Source organism: Vibrio barjaei (assembly GCF_001639065.2).
Taxonomy (GTDB): domain Bacteria; phylum Pseudomonadota; class Gammaproteobacteria; order Enterobacterales; family Vibrionaceae; genus Vibrio; species Vibrio barjaei.
The window spans coordinates 1-10,953 of sequence record NZ_LQXO02000054.1 but is presented as its reverse complement, the minus strand read 5'-3'; the positions used below and the strand labels follow the sequence as shown (position 1 = coordinate 10,953).

The window sequence follows — 10,953 nt, the reverse complement described above, 5'->3', positions numbered from 1 at the left end:
TGTGGGGCTTCCCCATGTGAGAGTAGGACATCGCCAGGCTTTGAACAACATCGAACTAAAGCAATTAAAGTAAGACTTTAGGACGATTACATATTGTGGAGAGATGGCTGAGTGGTTGAAAGCACCGGTCTTGAAAACCGGCATACGTTAATAGCGTATCTAGGGTTCAAATCCCTATCTCTCCGCCACATTAAAAAGCCCGCTGAATATTCAGCGGGCTTTTTTACATCTTGAGAAACGCTGATCTTTCGTTTCATCATTAACTCTGTCAGAGTAAGAATCCGTTTATTGCAGCCAACCTAGGAAGTCTACTTTGATATTATCTGACTTTACGGTCACCCCAACCCTTCGAGAAGTTATAGGTAGCAAGGCTCAGGTTCTCTCCTGTGACCTTATTCAGACTCTATGGAGTGGCTACGGGCACTTGGTTAGACTCGAACTCGCACAATCCCATTTATCTAGTGTTATTATTAAAGCGATTCAATTACCTGATGAAGTACCAGCTAACCATCCTAAAGGATGGAATACTCAGCTTTCACATCAAAGAAAGCTCAAGTCGTATCAAGTAGAGTTTTCTTGGTATCAAGACTTCGTATCGACAATGCCCTATGGCTGGGCTCCACAGTGTTTCTCTGCTCATAAGTATCAATCTCAGCTAGAGCTCATTCTTGAGGATCTGAAGTTATTAGACTGCGCTAGAGTAGTGAAAACCGCAACAGAGATGGAAATAAAAAGCGTTCTAAAGTGGCTTGCTCAGTTTCATGCTTTTTGGCTGGGATCGAATACGAATGGGCTATGGAAACAAGGCACTTACTGGCACTTAGCGACTCGTCCTGATGAATGGCAAGCAATCCAAGACGAACGCTTTAAACAAGCTGCGCACATCATCGATGTAAAGCTAAACGAGTGTCCATACCAAACATTGGTACATGGTGACGCAAAGTTGGCTAACTTCTGTTTCAATGAACAAGGTAGTGCTGTATCTGCGGTAGATTTTCAATACGTAGGGGGCGGTGTAGGGGTTAAAGATGTCGCTTTATTCTTTACCACGACATTAGACTTCTCAACGGCTGACTCAAACGTAGCGAGTTACCTCGACTATTACTTCACACAACTGCACTTGGCGATAGAACATTTTAAACCGGAAATTAATGCTAACCATGTTTGCGAGGAGTGGCGCGCACTATTTGGATTGGCCTGGGCTGACTATCAACGTTTTTTGCTAGGCTGGAGCCCAGAGCACAGCAGAATCAATGCATTTACCAGCAAATTTACCCAACAAGCATTAGATGATTTTCAGCTATAAAAAAGCTCCGTTAGGAGCTTTTTTAACAGTAATTGTGCCTACTTACTCTCAATAAGCGTCAACGCTTTTCTCGACACTTCACTTGCTGCTTTAGATAAGTTCTGTTTTTCTAAAGTATCAGCTAGATAGGCATAGTCAGAAACATCAGGGCGAAGTGATAGGGCACGCTCGAAATGACGTTGTGCCTCTGGCCACTTTTCTTCTCGGAAGTAGAACTGCGCCAGTGCACTTTGTGCTTCCGATGTATCTGGTTGCTTTTTAACAACGTCTTCAAGCAACACAATAACAGGGTGTGTATCTGCAAGGTTTAGTTCTGGTAATACCTTATACAAGTCATCATGACCCTGTTTTTTCAACGTTTCTTTAATCACAGTAAACGCTTCTGCATCAGCTTTGCGAGCGATGAGCTGTTTACTAAAACAACCCACTAAGTGGGTGCTTTGACGTGTTTTACGTGGCAACTTATTCCAATGATTGATTAAACCTTCACTACCTTGCTGGCTAGCAATATCTTCTAGTAATCCACATTGAGCGCGTTCATTCAGTTCATTTTGCTCTTGTTCATCGATGAGTTTTGCCTTATGAAGTTTAGGTAGTAAATCGATTAAGGCTTGCCACTCGCCAAGTTCTCGATATGTTGTTTTTTGTAAGCTCAAAACAATCGAGTTGTTTGGGTATTCTGCTTTGAGGGTATCTAGTGTACTCGCGGCAATTTCCCATTCCTCTTCTCGAACCGCTTGTTTCGCTCTAGTTAGCTGAACGGCAAGATCGGAGTTTTCCTGTTTAGCGGCCAGCGCTAGATAATGGTCACGCTTTGCTTTGTCGCCTTGCCCTAAGGCAGCTTCAGAAGCGACGAGATAACACAAAAGCGGCATATCGTGATAATTAGCCCAACGTGTTACCTTTTTTTCTGCAAGCTTCCAATCACCTTCTAGCAGCTTAACGATACCTTCATTGGTATAGCGGCGTGAACGACGCATTTTACGAACGCTGAAGTAATTAAATGTCGTGACGCTGGTGTAAAGCACTTTCTTGATGATGTACTCGAGCAGAAACAGCCCCGCCAAAGCTGCAATAACAAACACGACTAGGGTTGTAACGCTCATCTCAATGGTTTTATTGGCAATCGAGATCAGTACATAACCTTGTTGACCCGAAAACTGGGTACCAACAAATAGACCCGCACCAAGTACGACGAAGAGAAAGATTAATCGAATCATTATTTCTCCTCCGTGATGATGGTGGTGACTTCACGGCGCAGACGTTCGTTGATGACATCGGATAATTGAGCTTGAGTTTCCAATTTGACTGGATAGTTGACTTGGATATTTTGTTGGCTCAGTTTACCTAGTGCAGCGTTAAACTCTTTAACGCTGTTGTTGTCCATATCAAAAAACGACTCTGACCATTTCTCTGCGGTTTCTAACGAGATCTTATAGATCTCGCCTTGTTCTTTGTATACCGCACGAATCGCAGTTTCTATCTTAGATTTGATGTTTTCTTTGAGATAGAAATGCTGCTCAGGTGAAAGCAGTGGAATAACATTGCCATCGCGAGTACGGAAAGTAATAAAGTTCTCTGAGAAGTCTTTTAACGACGTCATCAGGTTATCTTGCCAATCGTAGATGTCTTGTGAAACGTGGCGTTTCTCGACAGCAGGTGCATCAGGAAGGATGGCGTTGGCAAGAGGCAGCTTATCAACCTCTTGCTGTAGCGAAGTTAGTCGCAATACGAGTCCGTCACGGTCAATAAGTGGAACAGTACGTAGCTTGGTGATGTCATTTGCCATTGACTGGCGCAGAGACACTAAGCTTGGATCGTTGAGTGCAGCGATACGCTGGTCAGCACTTTCCATCAAACGTGTCGCACTCACTACATCGTGCTCCAAGAACAGTTTACGACCCGCGAGTTTAACCAAATAGTCGGCCTCAGCCAGAAGCCAATCGTTAGGGCGACGGCCTTTAACGTCTGCAACCGCCAGTTGCAGGCTTTCAATACTTTTTTGTTGTTGGCCTAACACGACTTCGGCTTTGTGTGTCACTGTTTTTGCTTGTTCAAGCGTTTCCGACTGTACTTGCTGCATTTCGCTGCTTAAGCTGCTTGTTGTCGCTTTCAGTTGTGACTCAAGCTTCGCGATGCGAGTTTCATAATCGCTGGCTTGCTTTTGCATTTGGTAGCTGAGACCACCACCAAAAATAACTGCTAAAACAATGGCAACCGCACCAAGCTTAACACCACGTTTGCCCTGTTTTTCTTCGAATTCCGGTGCAGCCGTTGATGGTTTAGCTTGTTCGTGTTGAGAAGTCTCTTGTTCAGTTTTTGATGTATTAGCTTCTGGGGCTAAAGCCTTAACGTCTTGTTGTTCTTCAGACTGGATTTGCTCGTCTTTATTTTTGTTGGTCATTGTTAAGTCCTGTTTCTAGACGCTGGAGAGCAGCAAATATTGTAGAGTTCGATGCACCTTGGGTATTGGTAACGTTATTAAATCCCTTTGTCATCGCTAAAGTAGCAATTCGTTCACTCGGAACCAAGAGCTGTTGTTGTGTTAACCAGTTCAGTTCTGGTTCTGATACTTGAGACAATAAAAACTCAAGTTGTTCACCACTGGTAACGACCAGAGTATCGATACCTATTGAGCGCCATTGTTTTATTGCGTCTATTTTTAGTGGCAGATATCTGCGTTGGTAGGTTTCTAGGTACTGAACATCCGCACCAAGTGCACAGAGCTGATCATGAATGAGCTCACGGCCGCCGTTGCCTCGAAGAATGATGACATGTTTTCCCGACACATTGGTCAACTCTGGTAATGCCAGTAGGTGTTCACTATCACTTACCGTCGGATAGTTTACGTTTTGTTGGCTGAGTTTGCTTAATTCATGTGCGGTTTTTTGACCAACCCCTAGATAAATACAGGAGTCAGGTAACGAGAGCTGTTGATGAGTGAGAATATGATGGAAGGCGTAGACTGCGTATTGGCTGACGGCAATGATGATATCAGAACGTTGCAGTTGGTCGTCATCGAGAGAAAGCTGCAGATTGTCCTGAATATCAATAAGTGGTTGATGGAGGGCCATGCCCCCCATTTTTTCTATGAGATTGCAAAGTTCTGCGCCTTGATTCTCAGGGCGTGTAACCAATACTCTCATCGGTCATTACTCGTGCTCTTGATAGAGCTTTTCTAGGATTTCTTTTGCGCCATCATCGAGCAGTTGATTTGCTAATTGGACGCCTAAGGTTTCTGCATCTGCGCGTTTACCACGAATTTCACCACGCACAATTTTCGAACCATCTGGTTCACCGACGAGAGCTCGTAACCAAATCTCGTCGCCATCAATCAGTGAGTAGCTACCAATCGGTACTTGGCAACCGCCTTCTAACGTTAAGTTCATGGCTCGCTCACATAGAACGCGGTCGGCCGTGTTGGCGTGATTAAGAGGTTCGAGCAATTTAATCAGTCTTTCATCATCAAGGCGACATTCAATACCAACCGCACCTTGACCAACGGCTGGTAAGGATTCTTCAGGTTCGATAAAGCTGCGAATACGCGATTCCAGTTCTAGACGTTTCAGGCCTGCAGCAGCAAGGATAATGGCGTCATACTCACCGTTATCGAGTTTTCCTAAACGAGTCCCTACATTGCCTCGAAGCTCTTTAATGACTAAATCAGGGCGCTGTTCTTTTAACTGGCATTGTCTGCGAAGACTACAAGTGCCAACCACGGCGCCTTGAGGCAGTTCACTAATGTTAGCGTAAGTATTGGAGACGAAAGCATCACGAGGGTCTTCACGTTCGCAAATGGTGACAAGACCTAGGCCTTCTGGAAAGTCTACAGGGACGTCTTTCATTGAGTGCACAGCAAGGTCGGCACGTCCTTCAAGCATAGCGACTTCCAGCTCCTTAACGAACAAGCCTTTACCGCCCACCTTCGCTAATGGGGTATCTAAAATGATATCGCCTTTGGTGACCATAGTGACTAACTCAACTTCCAGTCCTGGGTGCGCAGCAATAAGGGCATCTTTGACATAATGAGCCTGCCACAGGGCAAGAGGACTTTTTCGGGTAGCGATTCGGATTGGCTGAGTTTGCGTCATATCGTTCTCGTAAGCATTTCTTTGTTTTTGGTCGTGGCATAATCCTAACACTGTCTCTATGAAATGCTTAGTGATTTCCCTAGAGCTCTCCTAAACGACAACTTTGCTTGTCACAAATATTGTTAATAGTGTGAGGTTAATCGCATTTGTTATTGCGACTACTGTTAGAATTGTCCGCTATGATTTGGAAGGCAAAACCAAATCCTCGATGTTGTGCTGTGAGGGGCTGTAGTGCCGAGTATTGCTTTACCGCCTATAATAAAAATGATACATTGATCACGTTTTGAACGCTTGTTTGTTTAAAACCTACGCAATATAGCAGTTAGATTAGACCTAGGAATCACCCTTGCAGGCATACACTCATACCCTTATCCAGAGACTTGATAATCTCAACCAGCAGCGAATTGAACGCGCGCTGGCGCTTATGGATATGCAAGGACAACGTGTTTTCCAACTGATTCCAGCGCTTTTCCACTTCAACCATCCTATTATTCCCGGCTTCTTTGAAACTGACAGCCCTAGTGGTCTTTACAGTTTTGAAGCAAATGACGTCCAACGTCAGTTCCTTGATGATATTGCATTAGCTTTGGGGCAACCGCTGCCAGAGCCGCGCCAACACGATATTCTAGGCCTTTACACCATGGGCAGTACTTCGTCCATCGGCCAAAGTACATCAAGTGATTTGGATATTTGGGTTTGTATCTCTCCAGAGATGCCGACCGAAGCTCGTGAAAAGCTGAGCAATAAGTGCTTGTTGATCACCGATTGGGCTAAAGGTCTAGGCGTTGAAGCAAATTTCTTTCTAATGGATGAAGAGCGCTTTCGCAGCAATATTTCCGAAGAAATGACCGGTGATAACTGTGGTTCATCGCAGCACTTATTGCTGCTGGATGAATTCTACCGCTCAGCCGTGCGTTTAGGTGGTCAAAGATTGTTGTGGCAAATCGTGCCACCGGAAATGGAAGAGTGCTACGAAGATTATGTCGAGCAGCTTTGCCAAAATGGATACATCAATTGTGATGAGTGGATTGATTTCGGTCGACTCAATCGGATTCCTGCAGAAGAGTATTTTGGCTCAAGCTTATGGCAGCTTTACAAGAGTATCGATTCGCCTTACAAATCGGTATTAAAAGCGATTCTGTTGGAAGCGTACTCGTGGGAATATCCACATACTCAGTTACTCAGTATCGATACTAAGCGACGTTTCTTTGCCGATGCGCCCGACCTCTATGGTATGGATGCGTATTACCTGATGCTTGAAAAGGTGACGCGTTATTTAGAACGTATTGGTGATACGACACGTCTAGATTTAGTGCGTCGTTGCTTCTACCTTAAAACCCATGAGAAGCTATCTCGTGAGCCTGGTATAGGCTCTGTGCCTTGGCGTCGTGAAGCGTTAAGTGAAATGACTGCTCAATGGCAGTGGTCACAAGAAGTACTGCAAGAACTAGACAGTCGTCGTAACTGGAAGGTAGAGCAAGTGATGGTAGTGCACAATGCATTGCTAGATGCCTTAATGCTCAGTTACCGTAATTTGATTCAGTTCGCTCGTCGTAACGACATTACCTCTGCCATCAGTCCTCAAGACATCAGTATTCTTGCGCGTAAGCTTTACGCCGCTTTTGAGGTTCTACCGGGTAAGGTGACACTGCTCAATCCCCAGATTTCTCCTGATTTGCACGAACCAGATTTGACCTTTATCGAGGTTAAAGAGGGCAAGAGCTATAAATCCGGCTGGTACCTTTATAAACAGCCACTCATTCCGCATCGTATTTTAGGGCAACCTGCTCTTGAGCATAATGAATACCTGAGTAAGTTGGTGGCGTGGGCGTTTTTCAACGGCTTGATTACCGAATCGACTCACCTCAACTCTGTGGTGCGTGAAGCGCATATCGACATCGATAAGTTTTATCAGATGGTGAGTGATCTGCGTAATACCTTCTCATTGCGTAAACGTCGTCCAAGTATGCAAGCGCTTGGTAGTCCTTGTGAAATCAGCCAGTTGGCGATGTTTATCAACTTTGAAAATGACCCAACCTCTGAACTGTCCGCCAAAACGTCCAAAGTCGACCTGAAAAACGTTGATATATTGAGTTTTGGACAGGAAGGAAAAAGTCTTATCGGTTCAGTGGATCTGGTTTACCGTAATTCGTGGCATGAAGTTCGTACTCTTCATTTTGAAGGGGAAACGGCGATGCTTGACGCATTAAAAACAGTGTTAGGTAAGATGCACCAAGATGCGTTACCACCCGAGTCTGTGGATGTGTTCTGCTACAGCAAAAACTTGCGTGGTGTTCTACGAAATACCGTCTATCAATTACTTGCAGAGTGTATTGAGCTGCGCTTAAAACCTGTCGACCAAGAAAAACGTCGTCGTTTTAAAGCGATTAAAGTGGCGAACCAAATGTATGGTTTGTTCTTTGAGCGTCGTGGCGTGTCAGTACAAAAACTGGAAAACTCAGTAGATTTCTATCGTAGTATCTCGACCAATAAATTGCAGGGCTCACCACTTCTTATGCTGGATCGTGAAGAAGAGTTCCAACTACCCGATGTGGTGGATGGCTTTGCGAGTGAAGGCTTGATTCAGTTCTTCTTTGAAGATACCGATAATGGTTTCAACATCTACGTGCTTGACGAGTCTAACCAAGTGGAAGTGTATCATCAGATGCGTGGTAGCAAAGATGAGATGATCGCGAGTGTAAACAGCTTCTACACGTCTAACGTTGATAGCGAAATGTCATCGAAGTTAATTAACTTCAACTTACCGCAGTACTACCAACTGATTCATCCTGAAGAGGGAGAACCTTATATCATTCCATATCGTAATGACGGCTCTCCAAACTCTAAAACGTCTAAAGCGGTGAATGCTTAAACCCAATCAATGTCTTCGCCGGCGTGTTTCACACACTCGGCTTTGACCATGTCCATAAGTTCAACATTGGTTTTTGAACAGGTCCATGCGCCATCAATCAGTTTGAAATGAAACCCACCGGATTTAGATGCGAGCCAAATCTCGTGCATCGGCTCTTGGCGGTTAATGATGATCTGGCTACGGTCTTCAAATTCCAAAGTCATGACATTGCCAGACACTTCATAATCGATATCCGCACCTGAATCATCAATCGCTTCTTCGATGTTTTGCATCTGCTCATCGACTAATTGGTGAAATTCCGTGTCGTTCATTTTGTAATCCTATTGCTTTTCTAATTCGTGGTGCGATTATAGGGGGCATTGATTCAATAATCACGATATGCAAAATGAAAAAGACGATTACCGCATTTTTTATGCTCGTCGTAGTGACATTAGCGGGATGTGGTCAAACTGGACCGCTTTATCTTCCTGCTGATGACGCACCAGCAAACGAGCAAGCTCAATAATCACCGCCATCGATACAGTGTAAAGGGATACAGGATTTGGATTATTTCAACTATCAGGACGATGGCCAGCTTTGGGCCGAGGAAACGTCACTTACGCAACTTGCCGAGCAATACGGCACTCCGCTATACGTCTATTCACGAGCGACGCTAGAACGTCACTGGAATGCGTTTGATAAATCGGTGGGCGACCACCCACATCTCGTGTGCTACGCGGTGAAAGCGAACTCCAATATAGGTGTGTTAAATACGCTAGCACGTCTTGGTTCTGGCTTTGATATCGTTTCTGGCGGTGAGCTAGAACGTGTCGTGGCGGCAGGTGGTGAGCCAAGCAAAGTAGTATTCTCTGGTGTGGGCAAAACTGCACAAGAGATGCGTCGCGCACTAGAGCTAGGCATTAAGTGTTTTAACGTTGAATCTGAACCTGAATTAGAACGACTTAATCAAGTCGCCGGTGAAATGAGTGTAGTTGCGCCGATTTCATTGCGAATTAACCCGGATGTAGATGCCAACACACACCCTTATATCTCGACGGGTCTGCGTGACAATAAGTTTGGCATTGCATTCGATCGCGCTCCAGCGGTGTACAAGTTTGCTCAAAGCCTGCCAAACCTTGCAGTTCATGGTATCGATTGTCATATCGGTTCACAGCTTACAGATATTGAACCGTTTATTGATGCGACAGATCGTCTGCTTGCTCTCATTGACCAGTTGCGTGCTGATGGGGTTGATATTAAGCACCTTGATGTTGGTGGTGGTCTAGGCGTGGTTTATCGTGATGAATTGCCGCCACAACCTTCAGATTATGCGAAGGCGCTGTTAGCTCGATTAGAGAATCACCCAGAACTTGAGCTTATCTTCGAACCAGGTCGCGCTATTGCGGCGAACGCTGGTGTGCTGTTGACCAAAGTTGAGTTCCTAAAACATACCGAACATAAAAACTTTGCGATTGTTGATGCGGCAATGAATGACTTGATGCGACCTGCATTGTATCAAGCATGGCAAGACATTATTCCGGTTTCACCACGAGAGGGTGAAGCGGTAACGTACGACCTTGTGGGACCTATTTGTGAAACGGGTGACTTTATCGGTAAAGACCGTTCTTTGGTCTTAGAGCAAAACGACTTGCTCGCCGTTCGCTCTGCAGGTGCTTATGGTTTCGTTATGTCTTCGAACTACAACACACGACCACGCGTCGCAGAAATCATTGTCGATGGAGACAAGGCGCATGTCGTGCGTCAGCGCGAATCTCTGCAAAGTCTTTGGGAATTAGAAAGCATCTTACCGGAGTAATAGAACCACTATGCATTTCCACTTTTCTAAAATGCACGGTTTGGGTAACGACTTTATGGTTGTTGATTGTATTACCCAGAACGTATTTTTCTCACCCGATCTCATTCGTCGTTTGGCGGATAGGCATACTGGTGTGGGTTTCGATCAGCTTTTAATTGTTGAAGCGCCGTATGATCCAGAAACTGACTTCCACTATCGCATTTTTAATGCCGATGGCAGTGAAGTTGAACAGTGTGGAAATGGTGCGCGTTGCTTTGCGCGTTTCGTGCAGATGAAGGGGTTGACCAATAAGTACTGCGTGAGTGTTAGCACCAAGAAAGGCAAGATGGTCTTGAAGTTGGAAGAGAACGACTTAGTGACTGTGAACATGGGACAACCTGAGTTTGAGCCAAACAAGATTCCTTTCAAAGCGAAGCAAAAAGAGAAAACTTATATCTTACGTGCTGGGGAGCATACGCTGTTCTGTGGTGCGGTGAGCATGGGTAACCCACATGTTGTGACTGTGGTCGATAGCACTGAAGAAGCTGACGTTGATAGACTCGGTCCATTGCTTGAGTCGCATGAACGTTTCCCTGAACGCGTTAACGCAGGCTTCATGCAGGTGGTGAGCCGCAATGAAGTGAACCTTCGTGTGTACGAGCGTGGAGCGGGAGAAACTCAGGCTTGCGGTAGTGGCGCTTGTGGTGCTGTCGCAGTTGGTATTGTCCAAGGGTTATTGGATGAGAATGTCACTGTGCATCTGCCGGGTGGCGACTTAAAGATTAGCTGGAAAGGTGAAGGCCACCCGTTAACTATGACGGGACCTGCAACACACGTGTTTGATGGGCAGATTTCTTGCTAGTCAATGCACCTTGAGGTCACTTGGGTATATACTAATGGCGGGTCCTAG

10 protein-coding genes and 1 tRNA gene are annotated in these 10,953 nt (G+C 45.2%); 6 read left to right on the top strand and 5 right to left on the bottom strand.

The window, feature by feature from the left end; translation table 11 throughout:
* Window positions 1-97 precede the first annotated feature (97 nt).
* Window positions 98-188 (top strand) — tRNA-Ser (locus AWH66_RS23965).
* A gap of 125 nt (window positions 189-313) precedes the next feature.
* On the top strand, window positions 314-1,306 hold the full coding sequence (locus AWH66_RS23960) for a protein kinase family protein (RefSeq protein ID WP_063605172.1): 993 nt from the start codon (window positions 314-316) through the stop codon (window positions 1,304-1,306).
* 38 nt (window positions 1,307-1,344) lie between these two features.
* Here the strand turns inward: AWH66_RS23960 and AWH66_RS23955 are convergent, their stop codons facing one another.
* The 4 genes from AWH66_RS23955 to hemC are packed head-to-tail and all read right to left on the bottom strand — an operon-like array spanning window position 1,345 to window position 5,397.
* Window positions 1,345-2,526 carry a heme biosynthesis protein HemY gene (locus AWH66_RS23955; protein ID WP_063605173.1) on the bottom strand — a complete coding sequence of 394 codons (1,182 nt, stop codon included), beginning with the start codon at window positions 2,524-2,526 and terminating at the stop codon, window positions 1,345-1,347.
* Window positions 2,526-3,710, bottom strand: coding sequence for a uroporphyrinogen-III C-methyltransferase (locus tag AWH66_RS23950; RefSeq protein ID WP_063605174.1), 1,185 nt, complete (start codon window positions 3,708-3,710; stop codon window positions 2,526-2,528). The genes AWH66_RS23955 and AWH66_RS23950 overlap by 1 nt, the downstream gene beginning before the upstream one ends.
* Entirely contained in the window at window positions 3,694-4,452 is a 759-nt protein-coding gene (locus AWH66_RS23945; protein WP_063605175.1) for a uroporphyrinogen-III synthase, read from the bottom strand. Before AWH66_RS23945 ends, AWH66_RS23950 begins: the two co-directional genes overlap by 17 nt.
* A 6-nt stretch (window positions 4,453-4,458) precedes the next feature.
* A complete protein-coding gene (gene hemC, locus AWH66_RS23940; RefSeq protein WP_063605176.1) occupies window positions 4,459-5,397 on the bottom strand; it encodes a hydroxymethylbilane synthase in 939 nt (312 codons plus the stop codon).
* A 346-nt stretch (window positions 5,398-5,743) separates the two neighbouring features.
* Between hemC and AWH66_RS23935 the strand changes: the two genes are divergently transcribed.
* Window positions 5,744-8,269, top strand: a complete 2,526-nt coding sequence (locus tag AWH66_RS23935; RefSeq protein WP_063605177.1) for a class I adenylate cyclase — start codon at window positions 5,744-5,746, stop codon at window positions 8,267-8,269.
* Here AWH66_RS23935 and cyaY read toward each other — a convergent pair.
* A complete protein-coding gene (gene cyaY, locus AWH66_RS23930) occupies window positions 8,266-8,580 on the bottom strand; it encodes an iron donor protein CyaY (protein ID WP_006074697.1) in 315 nt (104 codons plus the stop codon). The genes AWH66_RS23935 and cyaY overlap by 4 nt on opposite strands.
* 74 nt (window positions 8,581-8,654) lie before the next feature.
* Between cyaY and lptM the strand changes: the two genes are divergently transcribed.
* Genes lptM through dapF form a run of 3 tightly spaced genes read left to right on the top strand, consistent with a single transcriptional unit; the run spans window position 8,655 to window position 10,905 of the window.
* Window positions 8,655-8,774 (top strand): LPS translocon maturation chaperone LptM, encoded by a 120-nt coding sequence (gene lptM, locus AWH66_RS26330; RefSeq protein WP_006074698.1) that lies wholly within the window; start codon window positions 8,655-8,657, stop codon window positions 8,772-8,774.
* Window positions 8,775-8,810: 36 nt separating this feature from the next.
* Window positions 8,811-10,064, top strand: a complete 1,254-nt coding sequence (gene lysA / locus AWH66_RS23925) for a diaminopimelate decarboxylase (RefSeq protein ID WP_063605178.1) — start codon at window positions 8,811-8,813, stop codon at window positions 10,062-10,064.
* A 10-nt stretch (window positions 10,065-10,074) separates the two neighbouring features.
* A complete protein-coding gene (gene dapF / locus AWH66_RS23920) occupies window positions 10,075-10,905 on the top strand; it encodes a diaminopimelate epimerase (RefSeq protein ID WP_063605179.1) in 831 nt (276 codons plus the stop codon).
* Window positions 10,906-10,953 lie beyond the last annotated feature (48 nt).